The sequence below is a fragment of the Corynebacterium sp. ZY180755 genome (genome assembly GCF_054331495.1).
Genome location: NZ_CM135811.1, coordinates 2046211 through 2067189 on the forward strand (window position 1 = coordinate 2046211; position 20979 = coordinate 2067189).

Sequence of the window (20979 nt, forward strand, 5' to 3'; positions counted from 1 at the left end):
ATCAGATAGTTCAGCTCTTGGCGGCAGCTCCGGCTACTCGTGGTGAGCTGTGTACTGCTTTGCAGGTGTCGCGTTCAGTGTTGGGGCGCGCACTCATTGATTTGCTGGATAAGGGTTTTATTGAGCAAGTAGCTACGAAGGCTCGGCCACAGCGAGGCAAGCCCGTGGGGGTGCTAAGTCTGAGGGATGATATGGCTTACGCCATTGGCTTGGACATTGAGCGTTCTCGGTCTACGGCTATTGTTGTTGACCGTGCGGGTCGTACCTTGATCGAGCTGGAGCATGTGTATTCCGGTTGGGATTGGGCGCGGATTTGCCACGATCTTTGTTCTCGGTTGAGGCTCAAGATGAGTATGTCTGGGATTAATTCTGACTCCGTGGCGGTACTTGGTGTGGGTGTTCCGTTTCCCGTTCGGAGGATCGTTTTTGGTGCCCACCCGGTTTCGGAGAGGAATTCCCGTTTTTATAACGATGAGTTGTTGCGTGAGTTGCAGGCGATATTTTCGTCCTTTTGGGATGTGCCTACTCTGTTCGACAACACAGTATGTATGTCTGGTCTTTCGGAAGCTGCTCGGTGCGCGGATGGGGCCTGTCGTCATCTGTATGTGCGGGTTTCTGGTGGTGTTGGTGGCTGTTTTGTTCACAGTGATGATGTAGGTCTTGCTCACGTTTTGGCTTGTGAGCTGGGGCATGTTGAGGCGGGGCTTGATGCGCGCAGTGTTAAGCGTTGTCACTGTGGCCAGCTGGGGTGTGTGGAGACGTTGGTTCGTATTGAGAGCTTGTGCCGTCGTTGTGACGAGGTTGATTTCGATGGGGTTGTCCGCCGGTTCTATGACCGGGATCCGGATGTGGTGGGCGTGGTCAATAATGCGGCGATTGCCTTGGGGCGTGCGCTGGCCACTACGATCACGCTTTTTGCCCCGGAGACCATCACGATTGGTGGTGAGGTTCCTTCTAGGATTCGTGAGTTTACTGAGCTTGTTCGCTTGGAAACTTATTCTCGGCTGATGCCGGAGCTGCTGAGTGAGATCACTGTCGAGGAGGCTGATTCTGAGCCGTTGCTGAGCGCGCGGGGTGCGGTGTGGGCAGCTTTCGGCTTTCTGTCTCAGGTTCCGTGCGGGGAGAGATGATTGATGAGACGCATTCCGTTGTCGGTGGTTACTAAACCTACTGGTGCTGCGTGCAATCTTGACTGTAAGTATTGTTTTTTCTTGTCTAAGCATCTTCTTTACGATGAGAAGCGGCAGTTGATGTCGCGGGATACTCTTGAGGCGTATGTCCGCAATTTCTTAGCGGCGTCTGAGGACGGGGAGGTTACTCTGCTGTGGCAGGGTGGCGAGCCGACGATGCGCGGCGTTGATTTTTATCGTGACGCGGTTGCTTTTGCGAAGCGGTATCGTCGCCCAGGTCAGCGGGTGCGCCACGGGTTGCAGACCAATGCGACGCTTATCGACGATGAGTGGGCGGCCTTTTTCGCTGAGAACGATTTTTTGGTCGGCGTCTCTATTGACGGCCCTGCACGGCTTCATGACACGTACCGTGTCAATCGCGCGGATCGCGCGACGCACGCCCAGGTGATCCGCGGTTACGAGATCCTGCGCCGGCATGGGGTGCGCACCAATATTTTGTGCACTGTGAACAGTGCGAATCAGGATCACGGCCTTGAGGTGTACCGGTACTTCCGTGATGAATTGCGCGCAAGCTTTATGCAGTTCATTCCCATCGTAGAGCGCTTTACCGAGGAGGAATTGGGTGCAGCTCACGATGGTTGGTCTTCTCGCAGTTTCCTGTACACGCAATCTGGTGACTACGTGTCCGAACGCAGCGTGACGCCTAAGAAGTATGGGCAGTTCCTCATCGATGTTTTCGATGAGTGGATCAGCAACGACGTGGGAGAGGTATTCGTATCAGATTTTGATGCCGCTCTGTCCGCCATGTTCAACATCCACCCGTTGTGCGTGCATGCCCCTGAGTGCGGAAACAATGTGGCGATGGAGTTCAATGGCGATGTTTACGCCTGTGATCACTGGGTGGAGCCGGATTGGTTGCTCGGTAACGTCCACGTCAGCGATTTCCCGAGCTTGGTTGAGACTCCCACGATGCAGCGTTTTGCTCGGAAGAAGAACACGGAATTGCCCGTCAAATGTCAGGAGTGCCCAGTGCGGAAGTTCTGTCATGGTGGTTGCCCTAAGGACCGTTGTGGTGATGACGGTGTGAATTATCTCTGCGAGGGGTTTTACTCGTTTTATTCCCATATCCGTGGCGATGTTTTAGAAATGGCGCGCCTTGTCACCTTTGGGCGCCCTGCGGCGGAGATTATGAGCAGAGGTACGAAGCCGTGATTGTTCTCGCTTCACTCATTGGTATTGTCATCGGCGTTATTGTGGGCGCTTTGGGGGCAGGTGGCGGCATTTTGTCCGTCCCTGTGCTCGTGTATTTACTTGGGCAGTCTCCCCACGATGCGGCAGCAGGGTCGCTGGTGATTGTGGGCTTGACCGCGTTGGTGTCACTGATATCTCATGCGCGTAGCGGTACTGTGCATTGGCCGGATGGCGTCTTGTTTGGCTTGCTGTCCGTGGCTGGATCGTTTGTGGGTTCTCGCCTGAATGCGAGGGTGGACGCCACGGTACTCATGATGAGTTTTTGTGCCTTGCTGTGCGTGATCTCCGCAACGATGGTCAGGCGCGCCGTGGCGGAGCAGAAAGCCGCGAGTGAGGTGAAGGAGAAGCTCGCTCCTGAGCCGGTGGTGAAAACCAACTGGCTGCTTGTATTTCTAGCGGCAACGGTGACAGGTTTTCTCACTGGTTTCTTTGGTGTGGGTGGCGGCTTTGTCGTGGTTCCTATGTTGATGCTGGTTCTTCATTTCCTGATTAAGGATGCTGCATCCACGAGTCTCGTGGTTATGGTCATTGCTTCCGCCTCTGGATTGTTGTCCAGGGTGGGCACAGACATCAGCGTCGATTGGGGTGTCATCGCAGTCTTTGCCGCCGGCTCCATGGTCGGTGGTGTGATCGGGCCAAAGCTCACCAAAAACGCCAAGGATTATGTGCTCACTGCGGTTTTTGCGGCGCTACTGGGCGCTGTTGCGGCAGTAACGTTCGTGGGCACTGTCCTTGGCTATTAGAGGGCTACTCGTTGCGGAGTGCTAGTTGAGGAGTGAGCCGAATTGCTTGGTGATCCAGCCTGGGTCGGTGATGGCGGTACCTGCGATGACTGCGTCGGCGCCGGCCAGGATGCCGTGGGCTACGTCGGCTGGGGTGTGGAAGCGTCCTTCGCCGATGATGAAGGCGGAGTCATCGTTGATGAGCTTGATGCCCTCACGCAGGCAGTCCAGGTCCGGACCTGCGGTCTTCTCGCGGTGCTCGGTGTAGCCGGCGAGTGTGGTGGAGATGATGTCGGCGCCGTCATCGTAGGCGGCCTTCATTTCCTCAGGGGTGGCGCAGTCGGCCATGATCAGGACGCCTTCCTCATGTGCCACCTCAACCAGGTCTTTGAAGCTGGAGCCGTCGGGGCGCTCGCGGAATGTGGCGTCAGCGCAGACCACCGCCGCCCCTGCGCGTGCGACGTCAGCGACGGACTTCTTGGTTGGGGTGATGTAGACGCCCACGGTGCCTTCTTTGGTCAGGCCGAAGATTGGGACGTCGCAGGCGGAGGAAATGGACGAGATGTCCTCCAGCCCGCCGTAGCCGCCGCAGCGGATGGCGGGTGTGCCGCCGTCTACGCACGCTTTTGCCACGTAGGTCAGGGTGTGGGTGTCGCGCATGGCGTGACCATCCGGCGCTTGGCACGAGACGATGAGTTTGCCTCGCACGAGGTCGATGATTTCTGCGCGCTTGTCCGCAAGGTTGGTTGCGGTGAAGGTGTAGGTCATGGTGTCTCCTTTTTCTTTGTCACGCTTGGCTTTGCGACGCGAAACAGCGCCGCAGGAAACGCCGCCGCGCGAGGCGTCGCCTCGCTAGACGTTGTCTCGTGCGTATTGCGCTGCGGCGATCAGTGGTGCGTTTCCGGTGAGCATGCTGGTGAGTACTGGGATGTCTTTGTTGGGAACCAGTGCGGTTTCGCGGATTCCGCGCTCGATGGGTTCGACGATACGCGCGCCGATTCCTACGACGCCACCGCCCAGGACTATTCCGGAGAGATCGAAGGCGCTTGTCAGGGCCCCGAGACAGCGGCCCAGTCCGGCGAGGTTTCCGTCGAGGATGTTTCTGGCGAGGGCGTCACCGTTGTCGGCTTTGTCCAGCACGCCGCGGAGGTCGATGGTGGCGTCCTGTGGAGAGGTCCATTCGATGCGACCGGCGTCTGGGTTGGCGGAAAGCACTTGGTAGTAGCGCGCCAAGGATGGGCCGCAGGCGATGTTTTCCGCCCTGTCCGCGTATCCGCGGAAGTCTGCACATACCAGCTCGGATACTTCGCCCGCGGACCCTGATGGGCCTGAGAGGAGTTCTCCGTTGTCTACTACTGCTCCGCCTACGCCGGTGCCCAGAGCGATGTAGAGGACTCGTCCGTGAAGCTGAGTTCCTGCGCCGAGGTGGTGTTCGCCGTAGGCCCAGATTCTTACGTCATTGTGGCAGGCTACGGGGACGTCGATGACCTCGTGAACTAGCTGCGTGAGGTTGGTTCCTCGCCATCCTGGGATGGTGGGACCGTTGTAGGTTACTTCCCCTGCTGGAGCGTTGATGACTCCGGGGGCGCCCATGCCGACGCGGGCAATGGTGATCCCTGAGACGGTGGCGGATTCGGCGGCTTCGCGGACGGCTACTTTTACTTGTTCCTGGATTGATCCGTTGGCGGGCTGGGAAGGAACGCGGCCCTCGGCGATCACGTGCGTGGGGTCATCGTCTGTGATGATTCCGTACGCGATTTTGGTCCCACCAATGTCGAGCGCGAGTGTTGCAGTGCTCATGGTTTGGGGTCCTTTCTTCTTGGGGAAGTAAACGCAATTTTTTACTAAATAACGTGGAAGGAAGCGTATTTATAAGTTATGATACATCATACATCATACCTGTAGTATTATAGGGTGTGAGCGTAAATGCCCGTAAAGAAAAACAAAATATTTCACCGAGAAAGGCTTGTTGAAAGCTGATGGGCAATCAGATTAATTACGTAGAAGGCAAAGTCATCACTGCCTCACGTACCTTCGAAAACGCACGAGTCTCAATGGAAGACGGCCTGATCACCGCCATTGAGGAACTCGATGCCACCTCAGATCACACGCTGACGTGGGTTCCCGGCTTTGTTGATCTTCATAATCACGGTGGCAACCGTGGAGCTTTCCCCACCGGAACCTACGAGGATTGTGTCACAGCAGCCTCCTATCACCGCAGTCAAGGCACTACTACCCTTTTAGCGTCAATGGTATCTGGCACGTGCGACGAGCTCAGCTCTCAGGCGGAGATTCTTGGCGCACTCACTGAGGCCGGTTACGTTGCGGGCATTCACATGGAGGGCCCGTTCATTTCCCAGTGCAAGTGCGGCGCACAGGATCCTTCCCGCATCGTCCCTGGAGACCCTGATTTCTTTGCCAAGGTCTGCGAGGCAGCTGGCGGCCACATGCGGTCCATCACGTTCGCCCCGGAGACCGCCAATGTTGAAGGGCTCCTTGAGGTATGTAAGAAGTACAACGTAATTGCGTCCCTAGGCCACACGGAGGCGGACTTTGCCACTACCGCCCAGGTCATTACCCAGGCGATGCAGCTGGGTGTCACCGTCACCGCGACGCACCTGTTCAACGCCATGCCTCAGGTACACCACCGCGAACCAGGCGCTGTGGGCGCTTTGATCGCCGCCGCTAAACGCGGAGAAGTCAGCCTCGAGCTCGTTGCAGATGGGGTCCATCTTCATGACGGCACCGTGGACTTGGCTTTCAACCACAAGGCGTTTGCTATTACCGACGCCATGGAGGCCGCAGGCATGCCGGATGGCCAGTACCGCCTAGGGCAGCTGAACGTCACCGTCACCGACCGCGTTGCACGCGTCGATTCCGGTGCGATCGCTGGCGGCACCTCCACACTGCGCGAGCAGTTCATGCGCTTTGCAGCGCGCCACAATGACCAGGAGTCTGTCCAGTTTACGTCCACTACCGCCGCCCACGTTCTTGGCGACGACACCATCGGCGACATCGCGGTAGGCAAGAAGGCAAACCTCGTCGGACTCACCCCTAACGGCGCCGTGGAGCAGGTGCTCGTTGGCGCAACAGAATTGTAATTTGAAGGGAAACTCATGGAAATCCTGATCCGCAAGACCACCGATGAAGTAGCACACCTTGCCGCGGACATCCTCCAGAAGTATGTGGAGCGCGGCAAGACGCTGGGCCTGGCCACTGGCTCTACCCCAGTTGAGACCTACAAGGAGCTGATCCGCCGCCACCAAGAGGAGGGCCTGAGCTTTAAGGACTGCCGCGCTTTCCTCTTGGATGAGTATGTAGGGCTGCCTCGTGAACACGAGCAGAGCTACTACTCATTCATCCGCGCGAACTTCACGTCACACGTGGATATTCCTGATGAGCTGGTCCAGTCCCCCGATGGCACATCCCCACACCCAGCAGAAGCCGCGCAGGCTTATGAGGACGCCATGATTGAGGCTGGCGGCGTAGACATTCAGATCCTGGGCGTTGGCACCAATGGCCACATCGGCTTTAATGAGCCAAGCTCTTCCTTGAATTCGGTCACCCGCTTGAAGACACTGCACCCGCAGACCATCAAGGACAACGCCCGCTTCTTCGCTTCCGCCGACGAGGTTCCACAGCATGTCCTCACCCAAGGCCTTGGCACGATTCAGCGTGCCCGTCACTTGCTGTTGCTCGCCACAGGCGAGGGCAAAGCCAACGCCGTGAAGGCCCTGGCAGAGGGCCCACTGTCGGCCCACTGCCCAGCGTCGATACTGCAGTGGCACCCACACGCCACCGTAATCGTGGACGAGGCCGCCGCAAGCAAGCTGGAGAATCTGGAGTACTACCGGTACACGGATGAGAAGAAGCCAAGCTGGCAGGAGCACTAAAAGCACAATCCCCGAGGAAAATTCCTCGGGGATTTAATCGTTATGGGCGGTCCAGCTGGAACTGAGCCACTACCTCGTTGCGGCGCCAGTGCTCGACGAAGAAGCTCAAGAACGGGATGGTGCCAGCCAGCGCGGTGATCAGCCACTTGGTTGGCTCCCAGCGTGCCTTAGTTCCCAAGTTCAGGGTTGCCACCAGGTACAGCATGTAGAAGACGCCGTGAACTTGGCCGATGTACGTTGCCCAAGTTGGGATGTCCACGCCAAAGATGTATTCCAGCACCATACGGGCGACGAGCAGGAGCAGCCACACGCCGGTGACCCATGCCGCCACGGAGAACAGTGTCAACGCGCTCTTGACGCGCTTCTTACGCTCGGGGTGTACTGCCTGCTGGGAAGTAGGGGTAGTCATAAATTTCCTATTGCTGGGGTTGTCTTATTGGTGGTTACGGCGACGCTGAGGAGAGTTCATCTTGTTAAAGTCCTCCACGGTGATCTGTGGCCGCTGGGGAAGGAAATCCTCATCAATGCTGGTCGCCGCACTATCCTGCACGTCTTTTGCGACGTACGTCTGCGAATCTACAGCGCCATCCTCCGCCGTGATGGCATCATAGCGGTCGTTCTCATATGCCAAGATCTGCTTGTAGGCGTAGACAAAGAAGGCACCGAACAGGGGCCACTGGAATGCGTAGCCGAGGTTTTGGAAGGTGCCGGAACCAGACTGGAACCTAGTCCACTGCCAGTACGCTAGGCCGAAGGTGCACAGCACCGCTATGACGAGAAGCACGACGTGCCACGCCTTGACTTTAAACCGGCGTGGTTTCTTGATTGCACTCTCGGAACTCACAATCCGGAATTGTACTACTTACCCAACTAAAGTTGTAGATAGTAACCGTGTTGGTGTGCCGGTTTTTATGTTCGGCGCGAACAATGTATGCTGTGTAATTACTGCGCCTGTGGCGGAATTGGCAGACGCGCTGGATTTAGGTTCCAGTGCCTTAGGGCGTGAGAGTTCAAGTCTCTCCAGGCGCACAGTGTAAAAACCACCTCCTAGGAGGTGGTTTTTTCTTTCAGGAGCGAGTTGCTAAGAGCTTATGTTTGCATGCGCGTTATAGATGCAGAGGCGAAAGGTGATCGTATAGTCACCTCGTCGCCCTTGCTAAGGATATGCAGATAGCTTGGGCGATTTTCATGCAGTAGCTTAAGCATTCAACAGCCCCAATCCTAGGCGCCCCCCAAACTGGTTCAGAAGCTCTAGGTATGGCACAAATTACGATGCAAATTCATACGCAAAGTGCTTAGTGTGGGGTGCTCTAGGGATTCCAGCGACAGCTTTCACTAGTGGTACGTGGTCGGCCACTGTAACTGGTATTAAGGCCTACAATTGGAAACTAACTGCTTCCACCATCGCACGAGCCCTTGGTCCTACATTCGTAAACGGGGCTGGAAAAGCCATCGGTGGTCCAGTTGTGATCGCAGCTGCTTTGGCTACTTCCGCAGGATTGTGCGCTTTTCAACAGTAACGGTTTATAGGAATAAGCATCTCAATGGTTTCTAGGAATAAGTATCTCGTTCGCCTCATTGTCGCCAGCATTCTTTTCTTTGTTATTGTCACCACCATCTTCGCTTTCTTTTTTTCTCTGGGACGGGGGCACACGCTAAATTTCGACGACGCAATTCCTTGGCTCGTCGGAGCTTTGGTCTCTGGACTGCTAACTGCAATCTGGATCAAAAGAAAAGCGAAAGTCTTTCGAGAACGCGACAATCTTTGGGGCCCACCAAAAAGTAGGAACACCTAATTTGTCAAAATAATAGCGTTCATCCTTATGACGAAGAGTCGGAGCTTTTCTTTAAAGCGCTGCCCCTCGCTTTCTAGGGTTTCGTCAATCCAGTTATCTTGGTCGTAGTCGTTATCGGCGGCACCGTACTGCTTGGTGGTGAGCATGACGTACTCACACCGGCCTAACGCATCTGTTTCAAAGCGATACATCCGTGGCGAGTTCGAACCGTCGGTGTTACGACGATAGGCCTTTTTGAAGTCGCGCCAACGCAACCGTGGAGTACTTCGCGACCTAGAAGTACACGGAGTTGGTCACGGTCGCTGGCAGATGCTGGGGTGCTATCCAGCCCGCCGCGGTCGGGTTCGACACGGGACTATGATTTGATATGCCCGTTGTGCGCGTAAGCCTGTAAACTCACAGCCATGCTTTCTTCCAGGTGTGTGCTGGGTGACAAGCTGCTGGCTAGAGTCAAAACTCCCCGCTGAAGAAGGGAAACCATGCTCTATATAGTTCCCGGAATACTAGTTGGAATAATTTTCTATCTTATTCTTACAGTAGTGAGCTGGTTCCTTGGCAATGTATGGCCGAAGGATCAGAGGCTGCGTGCACATAGTCGTCTTGCTATCCATTGCCTAGCCGCTATAACGTTTACTATTTTTCTTGTTACTTCCGGTGGCGGTGGGAATTGGGCTACTCACTTGCAGATTAGCGGTTTCCTATTTGCTGGATGCATGTTGAGCTTCGTAACATCATTCCGAGAAAATTCTCGTCCTCAGCGAAAAGAAACGGACAGATACCTGATAAAAAGGGGAGACAAAGACTCTACTTCTCAGCTATAGGCAACAATGTGCTGAAATTAGAGGTAGCAGAGCTTAGGAAAATTTTCTGAAACCAGGAATTATATCTGCTACAAACGTGCGTCACACTGTGCGATGCCGCAAAGTGTGACGCGAAAGGCGTCCTGCGGTATCTCAGCATTCACCCATATTTAAAGAATCGTTGAGTTTTATAGGCATGCAGTTTGTACAGTTTACTCTAAATGCTAAACATGCTGGTAGATAAGTCTTTTTATTTCTCTTTATCGTCATGTTCTACAGACAGCCCAGCGAGCATGATGCGGTAAAACTCGTTTTCAATGCTCTTGTCTTCGAAGTCCGCAGCGACGTGTTCCCAGTGGTACTCCTCCAACCGGGGCAGCATCGCGGTCACTGCCATCTTGAGGTAGAAACCTCGGCTGCGACCAGTGCGGGCGGATAGAACATCTAGCCGCTCGATGATATCTTCTGGCATCCGTACAGATACCACTCGCCCTGAAGGGTGGGGGCCTTGAACCATAACCAAAAGTCCTTTCCATCATGAGGTAAACAATGTTTACCATATGTCGTGGAACGGTGTAGATATTTTTCTCGACACCGCTCTCGATATTAGGTAAACATTGTTTACCTAATATCGAGAGCGGTTGAGCGCGAATTTTTCGTTATAGCTCCGGCCCCTCGCTTCTGGGATGCTATCGAGCCGATTGTCCTGGTGGTAGTCACTGTCGGCGGCAGCTTGCTGATGGATACGGGCCGCCATCGCATCATCTGACGTTGTGCTAATACCTAGTGAGTCGAGGAAGTCCATGGACTGACCAGTTTGGCCAGTTCCCAGTCCTGTTTGGCCTGCCCAAATAGTGCTTGAGGTGTGCGGTCACCTTGGGCGCGAACGCCTGCAGATACTAAGAGGTCGCGGGCGTAGTCGGCGGACTCACGCCGAGTAACCTGGCGTACCTTGCCGTGCGCGGTCTCGGTATCTCCCGGTTGAGTCTCGGCGATGTACAGGAGGTTACCTTCACGTCCTCGGGTCATCGGCACGCAAACGCCGGCTTTATCGAGGTTGCCGACACCGGCGACCACGCGGGCTACATCCACGGTTGCGCCTTGGGAACTATGCCCGGTAGCGGAATAACCGAGTTGAGCATGCTTTTCCAGGTAATCGCTTTTTAACGTCACTGTGGCAGAAGTATCGTCACACCGACGGGCAGTGATCGAGCCGTCATAGCCGATGGAATCGACAACCCAGCGTTGGCCATTGCGCACCATATCCCGTTGCTAGTAATCAGCTTCGATTCATTGCAATGAGTCAGGACTGCATCACCAACGCCAGCTTCCAGACCATCATTTAACCCCACCCACAAAACACACAAGCCGTAACACCACAAGGTGCTACGGCTACAGGCACGCGCCAAGTTACTGAGCCAGTTCCGCGATGACGGGCACGAGCTGCGCCAGTGCCTTTCCGCGGTGCGAGAGTGCGTTCTTTTCTTCTGGCGCCATCTGGGCACTTGTGCGGCTGGTGCCGGCTTCATCTTCTTCCGCTGGCACAAACAGCGGGTCGTATCCGAAGCCGTTCTCTCCTTGCTCGGCGCGGAGGATTCGGCCTTCCCAGCGGCCCTCCACAACGTGTTCGGTTCCGTCCGGTGTGACTAGGGCGCACACGGAGACGAACGCCGCCTGCCGGCGTTCGTCGGGGACGTCGGCCATCTGACCTAGCAGGAGGTCGTTGTTGGCTTGGTCGTCGCCGTGGCGTCCGCACCAGCGTGCGGATAGGACTCCCGGCATGCCGCCCAGCTCCTCGACGGCGAGTCCGGAGTCGTCGGCGATGGTGATCAGCCCGGTGTTGGCGGCGCCGGCGCGGGCTTTGATGAGAGCGTTGTCGGCGAAGGTGCGGCCGTTTTCGACGGGCTCGTCGTAGGCATCGACCGCATCCAGTGGCAGCACGTCCACGCCGCCTAGCCCGGCGCCGTCGAGGATGACTTTGAGTTCGCGCAGCTTTTTCGCATTGTTGGATGCTACGAGGATCTGCATGGTTAGATTCCTAGCGCTGCTTTCTGGGCTTCGATGAGTTCGCGGCAACCTTTTTCGGCGTAGTCGAGCATTTCTCCGAGCTGGGTGCGGTCAAATTCGTTGTGTTCGCCGGTGCCTTGGATTTCTACGAATTTGCCTTCGTCGGTCATGACTACGTTCATGTCTACTTCGGCGCGGGAGTCTTCGGCGTAGGGCAGGTCGAGGCAGACGTGGCCGTCGATGATGCCGACGGATACGGCGGCTACAGGTGGCAGCAGTGGTTCGCCTGGGACTACGCCGGCTTCTTTGAGGGTTGCGATGGCGTCGGCGAGCGCAACGTAGGCGCCGGTGATGGATGCGGTGCGGGTGCCGCCGTCGGCTTGGAGGACGTCGCAGTCGATGTTGATGGTGTTTTCGCCCAGTTGTGACAGATCCACAGCGGCGCGCAGGGATCGGCCGATGAGGCGGGAGATTTCGTGGGTGCGGCCTTTGACCTTGCCTTTCATGGATTCACGTGGCATGCGGTCGTGGGTTGCGGCTGGCAGCATGGAGTATTCGGCGGTGAGCCAGCCTTCGCCGGAGTCCTTCTTGAAGCGGGGTACGCCGTATTGGATGGAGGCGGTGCACATGACGCGGGTGTTGCCGAACTCGACGAGGACGGAGCCTGCTGGGTTGAAGGTGAAGCCGCGGGTGATCTTGACGGTGCGCATTTGGTCCACTGCGCGGCCATCGAAACGTTCGTAATCAGTCATGCACTCAAGGGTACAAGACGTGGGCGCGAGATTAGGCCCCGCGCCCATACACGCGCCCCTACACTCGCCCTTCACGCGTTGCTTAGACGTCGATCTCCATGCCTGAGTAGGCTACGGAGACTTCGCCGTCGAATTCGCTGCGCGCTGCGGCGAGGCAGGCGTCGGCGTCGCCCCATGGCGGGATGTGGATGAGGACGAGTTTGCCTACGCCGGCTTCTCGTGCGATGCGGCCTGCTTCTGCTCCGGAGAGGTGCATGTTTGGCGGGTTGCCTTCGTCGTTGTCGCACCAGGTGGCTTCGCAGAGGAAGACGTCTGCGTCTCGGGCGCATTCGATGAGTTGGTCGGTCCAGCCGGAGTCGCCGGAGTAGGCGAGGATTTTGCCGGTGCGGTCGTGCTTGATGCGCAGGGAGTAGGACTCGATGGGGTGTACGGCGGTAAATGGGGTGATGGTGAGGGCGTCGAGGATTTCTGGTTGCCCGGGTACCCATTTGCCGAATGCAAAGGTGTCGGAGAAGTCGACGATGTCGTCGATGGTGTCTGCGTCGATGCGGCCCATGCGTACGGCGGCGTCGGCTGGGCCGAAGCAGAGGTTGCGGCCTTTGGCGGCGCCGGTTGGGTGGTAGCGGCGCCAGACCATGAGGCTTGGGAAGTCTAGGCAGTGGTCTGGGTGCATGTGGGAGAAGACGACGTGGGCGTCTACGGGGTCGGCTACTTGTTGTAGTTTGGCTAGTACGCCGGGCCCGATGTCCATGATGACGTTGGTGCCGTTGCCTGGTTGCACGAGGTAGCCGGAAGCCGGGTTGTCTGGTGCTCCTACGCTTCCTGATGATCCAAGAACGGTTACTTTCATGCTTTTACTTTTTCACTTTTGTCCCGTGTGTGGGTAGTAATCGGACATTTTTGTGGCTAATTGCCTAGGAAACCACACCAACCCCGTATGTGTGATTTGCAACACTCCCCCATGTGTTGGGTCGTGATTAGACCACGTTAGGGCCCATAAATCGGGCGGCGAGCTGTTTGAATAGGGCTGGATCGCCGGTGGATTCGAAGACCCTGGTGGGGGTAACTGTGTCATCGGCGAGCATGTCTTGTTGGCTGAGGATGCGCAGCACATCCTTGGCTGTTTCCTCCGCGGAGGACACGAGCGTCACGTGGTCGCCCATGGCCAGTTGGATTACGCCGGACAGCAGCGGGTAGTGGGTGCATCCCAGCACGAGCGTGTCGACGCCCGCAGCTTGCAGCGGCTCAACGTACGCCTCGGCCACGCCGAGGATCTGCCTTCCGGAGGTGATGCCGCGCTCGACGAAGTCAACGAACCGTGGGCACGCTTGCGCGTAGGCCTCGACGTGGGGGTTGACCTCAAACAGGTCTTGGTAGGCCCCGGATTTCACGGTGCCTACGGTGCCAATCACGCCGACTTTGCCGTTGCGCGTGGTGGCCACCGCGCGCCTCACGGCGGGATGGATGACTTCGACCACGGGCACGTCGTAACGCTCGCGGGCGTCGCGCAGGCACGCCGCCGAGGCCGTGTTGCAGGCGATGACGATCATCTTGCAGCCGCGTTCGACGAGCTCGTCCGCGATCTTGAGTGCGTGGGAGCGCACTTGGCTAATGGGCAGTGGGCCGTAGGGGCCGTTGGCCGTGTCGCCGATGTAGATGATCGATTCGCCCGGCAGTTGGTCCATGATGGAGCGGGCTACGGTAAGCCCGCCCACGCCGGAGTCGAAAATGCCGATTGGTGAGTTGCGATCCACGTCTACCATTGTGGCCCCCTGTAACGCTTAGTGTTTCGTTGCTCCTGCTGCGCGCCCAGCCCGTAGCCGGACTGACCGTACCCTGTCTGCCCGTAGCCGCCGATCTGGTTCTGCTGGCGCTGTTGCTGGGCTAGTTTGCGCTGTTGTTTTTTGGCGGCGAGGGCTGGTGGGTCGTCGGAGGTGATGAAGATTCCTGCAAGGATGCCGCCGATGGCGCCGAAGAGGTGGCCTTGCCAGCTCACGCCGGTGGCGCCTGGGAAGACGCCCCAGATGAGGCCGCCGTACATGAAGGCCAGTCCGATGCCGAGGATGGCTTGGCCGGGGTGGCGGTTGAAGAAGCCGCGCACGATGAGGTAGCCGAGCCAGCCGTAGACGAGGCCGGAGGCGCCGATGTGGTTGGTGCCGATCCCACCGAAGAGCCAGGTGCCGATTCCGCCGACGAGGCCGGCGATGATGGTGACTTCCCAGAAGACGCGTTTGCCGCTCATGCCGATGAGGAAGCAGAAGACCATGCCGGGTACGGAGTTGGACAGGATGTGTTCAACGCCGCCGTGGAGGAGTGGGCTGGTGGCGATGTGCCAGATGGAGCCCAGGTCTAGGGGGTGGACGCCGAAGTAGTTGAGCTGTCCGCCGAAGACGGCGTAGTTAACAATGAACACGGCCCAGATGATGAGCAGAAATCCCACGGCGTGGGTGATTCCACTTCCGATGCGGCTGCGTTTTTGGCGGGGCGCTGGGGTGTTGGGGTAGGTGGGTTGGGGTGAGTAGTAAGTCACTTATTTGATCTCGCTTAGTGCAGTGAGTCCATATCCGGGTGAGGCGTGGGCGACGGCACCCACGATTGCTTGGGCCACCACGGTGGCTGCGGCGGCGGAGAGGGCGGTCATTGTTTCGGTGTCCACGCCGGTGCCGTCGCCGGTGGAGAGGGCGAATAGGGTGTCGCCGTCGAGTGGTGAGTGGGCGGGGCGTACGGCGACCGCGATTCCGTCGTGCGCGGTCATGGCGATGCGCTTGGCCTGTGCTTTGGTAATGGGGGCGTCTGTTGCCACCACGCCGATGGTGGTGTTGAGTTTGGCGGCGGGTGATTCCAGCGCGGCAAATTTTGCGGTGTCTACGGTGATGGTGTCGTCGCCGTACATCGTTCCCGTGCGCGGGTTGATGACGCTGCCCACGGGGTTGGCCACGATTCCGGCGGCCACGGTGTACTTTCCGACGCTCACCGAGGCCTCTCCCCAACCGCCGCGCAGGACGCCTGCGGTGGCACCGCACCCGGCCCCTACGGAGCCCTGTTCGGGTTCGCCCGCTGGCGCAGCCATCGCGGCGGCTGCGGCCGCCGCACCGTCGGCGGCGGTGGGGCGGTGCGCGGCATCGCCCACGAGCAGGTCAAAGATCACGGCCGCGGGCACGATGGGCACGATCGGCGAGTTGGCTTTGTCGTCAAGCACTTTGAAGCCGATGCCGCGGGATTCGAGTTCAGCCATGACGCCGTCGGCGCTGGCCAACCCGAAGGCGCTGCCGCCGGTGAGGGTGATGGCGTGGATGCGTTCGACGGTGTTGTGTGGGGCGAGGAGGTCGGTTTCGCGGGTGCCGGGCCCGCCGCCACGGACGTCCACGCTGGCCACGGCGCTGCCTTGGGCGAGGATGACGGTGCAGCCGGTGTCGCCTAGACTCTGGTGGCCCACTGTGATGCCTGGCACGCGTGCGAGGCTCACTGCAGTGGCCCCATCATTGCTTCGAGCAGGGACTCTTGGTTGTAGGCCAACCACTCCACGATGCTGTCGCGGTCAAGGCCGTCGGTGACCTCGCTGGAGGCAAGGTAGAGGCGGATGTCGTTGAGGGCGCCCAGCCACGCGTGAGCTTCCTCCTCCTGGAGGGATACCTCTACCCCGCCGTCAGGACCAATGGCTGCCGCTAGGACCTGGAGGTTCTCTAGCTTGGCCTTGGTGATGTCCGTCTCGTGTAGGGAGCGCAGTAGGGAGTTGTCGCCGTCGTATTCCTCGTCGCCTTCGCGTTCGAAGTCTGGGAGTAGGCGCGCAAGGCCTGGGTCCTCCGGCGCATCCTTGTGACCGGCGGACATGCCCATCATCTCCGCCAGCTCGTCCTTGGGAGCTGACTGGGCGCGCTCAATGAGCTTTTCTGCCACCATGGACGCCAAGTTGCCCAGCACCTCGCGCTCTACGGGCTCAAACACGGTCACGAACTTTGCCCCGCGCATCAGGGACTTCTTCTTTTTCCACGCCTGCATTAGTTTCCCCTAGCCCGCCTGCTGCATTGTTGCCCACAGGCCTGCGGTGTGAAGCTTTTTCACATCGCCTTCAACTTTGTCCTTTTCCCCCGAGGACACCACTGCTTTGCCCTCGGTGTGGACCTGCATCATCAGCTCGATGGCGCGCTTCTTGCTGTAGCCCAGCACGGTCTGGAACACGTACGTCACGTAACTCATGAGGTTGACCGGATCGTCCCAGACGATGCACATCCACGGCAGGTTCTCCGCCGAGGCGACATCCACCTCGATCTTCTCATCGAGTTCAGGCGTGGCCATCGGCGACGGCCCTAGCCGCACATCCATCAGTTCCTCATTGCTCATGACTCACCATAATAGTGGCATTCTCACCAGCCTCACAGTAGCACCGGCGAAGCGCAAGGATCCGCGGTGGGCTGTTCGCTTCGCCCAGCACGCCCCGTAATGCGGTGAGTGTGGGAAGCATGCGCCTGCCCCAGGCCCACGTTTGTTGGCCTTTATATTCGTCCCGTTGGCAGCTGCGCGTGGCCTGTTAGGGCAGGTTCCGGCCGCCGCCCTGCGGTCCCCGTGTGGGGCCAGTAGCTAGTTTTCGCCTAGGGGGCGTATTCTTGGTTGGGTGAATTCTGATTGCACCCCATCTACTGCCCTTCTGACTGACCGCTATGAGCTGACCATGCTGCAGTCAGCACTGGCTGACGGCACCGCTCATCGCGAGTGCGTCTTTGAGGTTTTTGCCCGTCGTCTCCCTAATGAGCGCCGCTACGGCGTGGTCGCTGGCACCGCGCGCGTGCTGGAGGCGGTGAAGAACTTTAGGTTCACCGAGGAACAGCTTAAAACGCTAGATTTCCTCAACGATCAGACGCTAGAGTTCCTGCGCAACTACAAGTTCTCCGGCCAGATTGATGGCTACCGCGAGGGCGAGCTGTACTTCCCTAACTCGCCGCTGATTACGGTCCGCTCCACCTTCGCTGAGGGCGTGATCCTGGAAACCGTCATTTTGTCCATCATGAATGCTGACTCCGCTGTGGCGTCGGCGGCCGCACGCATGGTGACGGCAGCGGATAGCCGCCCGATCATTGAGATGGGATCTCGCCGCACCCACGAGCACGCGGCGGTTACCGCATCCCGCGCGGCCTACTTGGCGGGCTTCACGTCCACCTCTAACTTGGAGGCCTCTCACCGCTACGGCATTCCGGGCGCGGGCACCGCGGCACATGCGTGGACCCTGCTGCACATTAATGAGGACGGCTCCCCTAATGAGGAAGCAGCGTTTCGTTCGCAGGTGGAGTGCTTTGGCAAGGACACCACGCTACTGGTGGATACCTATGACATCACCAAGGGCGTGGAGACCGCCATCGAGGTGGGCGGCACTGAACTGGGTGCCGTGCGTATTGATTCCGGCGACTTGGGCGTGATGACGCGCCAGGTCCGCCAGCAGCTGGATGAGCTGGGCGCCGTGAACACCAAGATTGTGGTGTCCTCTGATCTGGATGAGTACGTGATTGCGGGTCTTCGCGGTGACCCTGTGGACGTCTTCGGCGTAGGCACCTCCGTGGTCACCGGCTCCGGTGCACCTACGGCGTCCATGGTGTACAAGCTGGTGGAGGTAGACGGCCACCCAGTTGCTAAGCGCTCTCTGGACAAGAAGTCCGTAGGCGGAGGCAAGCGGGGTATCCGTACCCACCGTGACACGGGCACCGCTATTGAGGAGATCATCTTCCCATTCGATGCTGAGAAGCCAGACACCGGCAACGCCAAGGTCACTGAGCTCACCGTGCCGCTGATGCGCGACGGCGAGATTGTGGATGGCCTCCCTACGCTGGAGGAGTCCCGCGAGTACCTGGCCAAGCAGCTGATCACCCTGCCGTGGGAGGGACTGTCCCTGTCCAAGGGCGAGCCAGTGATCCACACCCGCCTGGTTGGTTTCTAAGTTGGAGTCACCGCTGTCGCACTCTACTCAGGATCTTCTCGCTGCCGCCGTCGAGTCTCTCGGCGGCGCTCCGCGTCAGGGGCAGCAGCAGATGGCTGACGCCGTCACTGCCGCGATGGAAGATAACATGCACTTGGCTGTGCAGGCAGGCACGGGCACCGGTAAGTCTTTGGCCTACCTGGTGCCCGCCATTCGGCATGCGCAGGCCACGGACACCACGGTGATTGTGTCCACGGCTACCATCGCCCTCCAGCGGCAGCTTGTGGACCGCGATCTCCCGCGCCTTGCAGACGCCCTGGAGCCACTGCTGGAGCGTCGGCCCACCTTTGCCATCATGAAGGGCCGCAGCAACTACGTGTGCATGAATAAGGTGGCGGCGGGCGCTATCGAGGGCGCGGAGGACGCGCTCATTGATGAGGAGGACCTCTCGTGGCTGGGCAAGCACGTCAAGCGGGTGCACGAGTGGGCCAATGAGACCGAGACCGGGGACCGCGACGAGCTGGAGCCGGGCGTGCCCGATCAGGCGTGGCGCCAGGTGTCCGTGACCGCTCGTGAGTGCATCGGTGCGTCGCGCTGCCCGCATGGTGAGGAGTGCTTCGCGGAGATCGCGAAGCGTAAGACCAAAGAAGTGGACGTGATCGTCACCAATCACGCGCTGCTGGCCATTGACGCGCTGGCGGACGTGGATATCTTGCCGGAGCATGACGTGGTAATCGTCGATGAGGCGCACGAACTCGACGGCCGCATCACGGCCGTGGCCACCAACGAGATCGGCATCACCGCCCTGAAGATGGCGGCGCGTCGCGCCGGCAAGCTGGGGGCCGACGGCAAAGACGACAAGCTGGTGGAGGTCTCCGCGGACTGGGAGCTGGCCATGGAGAGCGTGCCTGAGGGCCGCATCACCGAAATGCCGTCGGAACTGCACGGCCCCCTTGTGGCGCTGAAGGATGCGATCTGGCGCTGCCGCGAGCACATCCAGAAGCCGCCCGCCGGCGAGGAAGCAAACGATCCCGAACGCTTTGCCGAGCGTCTTTCCCTGTCCAATCACATGATGGACCTGCACGATTCCATCGTCCGCATCATGGAAGTCTTTGAGGAAGAGGATCCGTCCAAGCAGACCGACGTGGTCTGGGCATCCAATGAGATGCGGCGCGGCGCCATGTTGAAGGTGGCACCGCTATCGGTGGCCGGGTTGCTGGCCACCAAGCTGTTCTCTGAAAACACAGTGGTGTTGGCCTCGGCCACACTCACCATCGGTGGCAACTTCAAGGCCATGGCCGCACAATGGGGCCTGCCCAGGGGCACGTGGCGATCCCTCGACGCGGGCACCCCGTTCGATCCGCGCAAGTCCGCCATCCTGTACACGCCACGGCACCTGCCTCTCCCCGGCCGCGACGGCATTGGGCAGGAATACTTCGACGAAATCTATGACCTCATCATGGCCACCGGCGGCCGCACCCTCGGGTTGTTTTCATCTCGACGCGCAGCCGAAGCCGCCACCGAGGACCTGCGCGCCCGCCTGCCTTTTGAGATCTTCTGCCAAGGTGAGGACAACACCGGCGCGCTGGTGGACAAGTTCGCCAAGAATGAGAATTCCTGCCTCTTCGGCACGCTCTCGCTCTGGCAGGGCGTAGACGTGCCCGGCAAAAGCTGCTCACTGGTGATCATGGACAAGATCCCATTCCCGCGTCCCGACGATCCCCTGCTCCAAGCCCGCAAGGAAGCCGCCGACGCGGAGGGCCGCAACGGCTTCATGGAAGTAGCCGCCACCCACGCCGCCCTACTCATGGCGCAGGGCGCCGGCCGCCTGCAGCGCCGCATCACAGACAAAGGTGTTGTCGCTGTGCTGGACAAGCGCGTCGTGGAGAAACGCTACGGCGGCTTCCTCCTGCGCTCCATGCCGGACATGTGGCGCACCGACAACAAGGACACCGTCAAGGCCGCGCTGAAGAGGCTGGTCGCGGGATAAGCGTAGGCGCGCTAGGCGCAGTCCAGCGCGACCACGGTGACGGACCCCGGTGCGATCTCGGTGTAGCCAGCGTCGCGGATGGTAACGGCGCCGAGGGCGTCCACGAACGCGGCAAACTCATCGCGCGGGATCTCACGGACACTCAGAGGGTAGCCCTGATCGCGCCACTGCCTAGCGCGCTCTAGGGACATACTGCCCGCCAGCAACATTGAGCCATGGCCTACCTGGGCGGCGGTCTTTCCCGCGGACATGTTAAGGGACCGGTCCACGTAGATTACTGGGATATTCGGATCCGGTGCCTCACAGTCGTGGTGTGGAAGGTCAGTGCCTGAGATCTGGAGCTTGCGGATCAGAGGATCAACTGCACCCACGGCCGATGGCTGGAAGGCACGGGCCTGCGCCCCATTGTGGTCCACGGTGATGCCCGCAAGCTTTTGGACATTGTCCCAGCCTGAGTTTCGGGCGCGACGCGCAACCTTGCGAATGCGGTGCGCGTACCAATTCTTCAGGGCGTCGTAGTAGGTCTCGTCTCCATCCTCTTTCAAGCACGCCGCCACCACAGCCCGTGCCGCCGCAACGAGGATGTCGTTGCGCGACGGCGGATCATTCTTAGGGATACACAGAGCGATCTGCATCGCTTGAACTGAGGAAGGATCGCTCGGGTCCTCCCCCAGCCAACCACGATGCTGGACAGCATCAGCGAGGAGTTTATGGGCGTAGTCGAAAGTCACGC

The 20979-nt window shown here is 59.1% G+C and carries 22 protein-coding genes, 1 tRNA gene and 1 pseudogene; 8 read left to right on the top strand and 16 right to left on the bottom strand.

All coding sequences use genetic code 11. The features are described 5' to 3' along the window. Nucleotides 1–17 precede the first annotated feature (17 nt). From ACXM2N_RS09345 to ACXM2N_RS09355, 3 genes are read left to right on the top strand one after another with little or no spacing between them, the layout of a single operon-like run. Nucleotides 18–1130, top strand: a complete 1113-nt coding sequence (locus ACXM2N_RS09345) for an ROK family protein (protein WP_458488069.1) — start codon at nucleotides 18–20, stop codon at nucleotides 1128–1130. 3 nt (nucleotides 1131–1133) lie between these two features. Then, complete coding sequence (locus tag ACXM2N_RS09350; protein ID WP_458488071.1) at nucleotides 1134–2342, top strand: anaerobic sulfatase maturase; 1209 nt, start codon at nucleotides 1134–1136, stop codon at nucleotides 2340–2342. Beyond that, nucleotides 2339–3124: a sulfite exporter TauE/SafE family protein gene (locus ACXM2N_RS09355; protein WP_458488073.1), complete on the top strand. Its 786-nt coding sequence runs from the start codon at nucleotides 2339–2341 to the stop codon at nucleotides 3122–3124. The genes ACXM2N_RS09350 and ACXM2N_RS09355 overlap by 4 nt, the downstream gene beginning before the upstream one ends. 21 nt (nucleotides 3125–3145) lie before the next feature. Here the strand turns inward: ACXM2N_RS09355 and ACXM2N_RS09360 are convergent, their stop codons facing one another. Together ACXM2N_RS09360 and ACXM2N_RS09365 are read right to left on the bottom strand one after the other, a co-directional pair. Further along, complete coding sequence (locus tag ACXM2N_RS09360; RefSeq protein WP_458488075.1) at nucleotides 3146–3871, bottom strand: N-acetylmannosamine-6-phosphate 2-epimerase; 726 nt, start codon at nucleotides 3869–3871, stop codon at nucleotides 3146–3148. A gap of 84 nt (nucleotides 3872–3955) precedes the next feature. After that, nucleotides 3956–4903 carry an ROK family protein gene (locus ACXM2N_RS09365; protein WP_458488077.1) on the bottom strand — a complete coding sequence of 316 codons (948 nt, stop codon included), beginning with the start codon at nucleotides 4901–4903 and terminating at the stop codon, nucleotides 3956–3958. Between the two features lie 179 nt (nucleotides 4904–5082). Between ACXM2N_RS09365 and ACXM2N_RS09370 the strand changes: the two genes are divergently transcribed. Beyond that, nucleotides 5083–6204, top strand: coding sequence for an N-acetylglucosamine-6-phosphate deacetylase (locus ACXM2N_RS09370; RefSeq protein WP_458488079.1), 1122 nt, complete (start codon nucleotides 5083–5085; stop codon nucleotides 6202–6204). A gap of 15 nt (nucleotides 6205–6219) precedes the next feature. Further along, nucleotides 6220–6996, top strand: coding sequence for a glucosamine-6-phosphate deaminase (gene nagB / locus ACXM2N_RS09375; RefSeq protein WP_458488081.1), 777 nt, complete (start codon nucleotides 6220–6222; stop codon nucleotides 6994–6996). 40 nt (nucleotides 6997–7036) lie between these two features. Here nagB and ACXM2N_RS09380 read toward each other — a convergent pair whose 3' ends face one another. Both ACXM2N_RS09380 and ACXM2N_RS09385 read right to left on the bottom strand, forming a co-directional pair. Then, nucleotides 7037–7405, bottom strand: coding sequence for a DUF3817 domain-containing protein (locus tag ACXM2N_RS09380; RefSeq protein ID WP_458488083.1), 369 nt, complete (start codon nucleotides 7403–7405; stop codon nucleotides 7037–7039). Nucleotides 7406–7429: 24 nt separating this feature from the next. Beyond that, nucleotides 7430–7840 (bottom strand): hypothetical protein, encoded by a 411-nt coding sequence (locus ACXM2N_RS09385; RefSeq protein ID WP_458488085.1) that lies wholly within the window; start codon nucleotides 7838–7840, stop codon nucleotides 7430–7432. 103 nt (nucleotides 7841–7943) lie between these two features. On the opposite strand from ACXM2N_RS09385, the gene ACXM2N_RS09390 reads away from it, so the two are divergent. Next, a tRNA-Leu gene (locus ACXM2N_RS09390) sits at nucleotides 7944–8025 on the top strand. A 763-nt stretch (nucleotides 8026–8788) separates the two neighbouring features. Here ACXM2N_RS09390 and ACXM2N_RS09395 read toward each other — a convergent pair. From ACXM2N_RS09395 to clpS, 11 genes and pseudogenes are all read right to left on the bottom strand, one after another. Continuing rightward, the gene (locus tag ACXM2N_RS09395; RefSeq protein WP_458488087.1) at nucleotides 8789–9046 is read right to left on the bottom strand and encodes a hypothetical protein; all 258 of its coding nucleotides are present in this window, start codon (nucleotides 9044–9046) and stop codon (nucleotides 8789–8791) included. Nucleotides 9047–9842: 796 nt separating this feature from the next. Then, the gene (locus ACXM2N_RS09400) at nucleotides 9843–10109 is read right to left on the bottom strand and encodes a ribbon-helix-helix protein, CopG family (RefSeq protein WP_458488089.1); all 267 of its coding nucleotides are present in this window, start codon (nucleotides 10107–10109) and stop codon (nucleotides 9843–9845) included. A 266-nt stretch (nucleotides 10110–10375) separates the two neighbouring features. Then, nucleotides 10376–10855, bottom strand: coding sequence for a hypothetical protein (locus tag ACXM2N_RS09405; protein ID WP_458488091.1), 480 nt, complete (start codon nucleotides 10853–10855; stop codon nucleotides 10376–10378). Nucleotides 10856–11002: 147 nt separating this feature from the next. Further along, nucleotides 11003–11620: an RdgB/HAM1 family non-canonical purine NTP pyrophosphatase gene (rdgB, locus tag ACXM2N_RS09410; protein ID WP_458488093.1), complete on the bottom strand. Its 618-nt coding sequence runs from the start codon at nucleotides 11618–11620 to the stop codon at nucleotides 11003–11005. Nucleotides 11621–11622: 2 nt separating this feature from the next. Next, nucleotides 11623–12351: a ribonuclease PH gene (gene rph, locus ACXM2N_RS09415; protein WP_458488095.1), complete on the bottom strand. Its 729-nt coding sequence runs from the start codon at nucleotides 12349–12351 to the stop codon at nucleotides 11623–11625. An 82-nt stretch (nucleotides 12352–12433) separates the two neighbouring features. After that, complete coding sequence (locus ACXM2N_RS09420) at nucleotides 12434–13201, bottom strand: MBL fold metallo-hydrolase (RefSeq protein WP_458488097.1); 768 nt, start codon at nucleotides 13199–13201, stop codon at nucleotides 12434–12436. 127 nt (nucleotides 13202–13328) lie between these two features. Continuing rightward, nucleotides 13329–14105 (bottom strand): glutamate racemase, encoded by a 777-nt coding sequence (gene murI, locus ACXM2N_RS09425; protein ID WP_458488099.1) that lies wholly within the window; start codon nucleotides 14103–14105, stop codon nucleotides 13329–13331. A gap of 110 nt (nucleotides 14106–14215) precedes the next feature. Next, a pseudogene (locus tag ACXM2N_RS09430) lies at nucleotides 14216–14881 on the bottom strand (rhomboid family intramembrane serine protease); the annotation flags it as partial. After that, the gene (locus tag ACXM2N_RS09435) at nucleotides 14882–15817 is read right to left on the bottom strand and encodes a P1 family peptidase (RefSeq protein WP_458488101.1); all 936 of its coding nucleotides are present in this window, start codon (nucleotides 15815–15817) and stop codon (nucleotides 14882–14884) included. Further along, nucleotides 15814–16350 carry a DUF2017 domain-containing protein gene (locus tag ACXM2N_RS09440; protein WP_458488103.1) on the bottom strand — a complete coding sequence of 179 codons (537 nt, stop codon included), beginning with the start codon at nucleotides 16348–16350 and terminating at the stop codon, nucleotides 15814–15816. The genes ACXM2N_RS09435 and ACXM2N_RS09440 overlap by 4 nt, the downstream gene beginning before the upstream one ends. Before the next feature lie 9 nt (nucleotides 16351–16359). Next, nucleotides 16360–16692, bottom strand: a complete 333-nt coding sequence (clpS, locus tag ACXM2N_RS09445; RefSeq protein WP_458488105.1) for an ATP-dependent Clp protease adapter ClpS — start codon at nucleotides 16690–16692, stop codon at nucleotides 16360–16362. A 271-nt stretch (nucleotides 16693–16963) separates the two neighbouring features. Here clpS and ACXM2N_RS09450 point away from each other — a divergent pair, with 271 nt between their 5' ends. Together ACXM2N_RS09450 and ACXM2N_RS09455 are read left to right on the top strand one after the other, a co-directional pair. After that, nucleotides 16964–18277 carry a nicotinate phosphoribosyltransferase gene (locus ACXM2N_RS09450; protein WP_458488107.1) on the top strand — a complete coding sequence of 438 codons (1314 nt, stop codon included), beginning with the start codon at nucleotides 16964–16966 and terminating at the stop codon, nucleotides 18275–18277. Further along, nucleotides 18267–20246 carry an ATP-dependent DNA helicase gene (locus tag ACXM2N_RS09455; RefSeq protein WP_458488109.1) on the top strand — a complete coding sequence of 660 codons (1980 nt, stop codon included), beginning with the start codon at nucleotides 18267–18269 and terminating at the stop codon, nucleotides 20244–20246. The genes ACXM2N_RS09450 and ACXM2N_RS09455 overlap by 11 nt, the downstream gene beginning before the upstream one ends. Before the next feature lie 11 nt (nucleotides 20247–20257). Here the strand turns inward: ACXM2N_RS09455 and ACXM2N_RS09460 are convergent, their stop codons facing one another. Beyond that, nucleotides 20258–20977 (bottom strand): peptidyl-tRNA hydrolase, encoded by a 720-nt coding sequence (locus ACXM2N_RS09460; RefSeq protein WP_458488111.1) that lies wholly within the window; start codon nucleotides 20975–20977, stop codon nucleotides 20258–20260. Nucleotides 20978–20979: the final 2 nt, after the last annotated feature.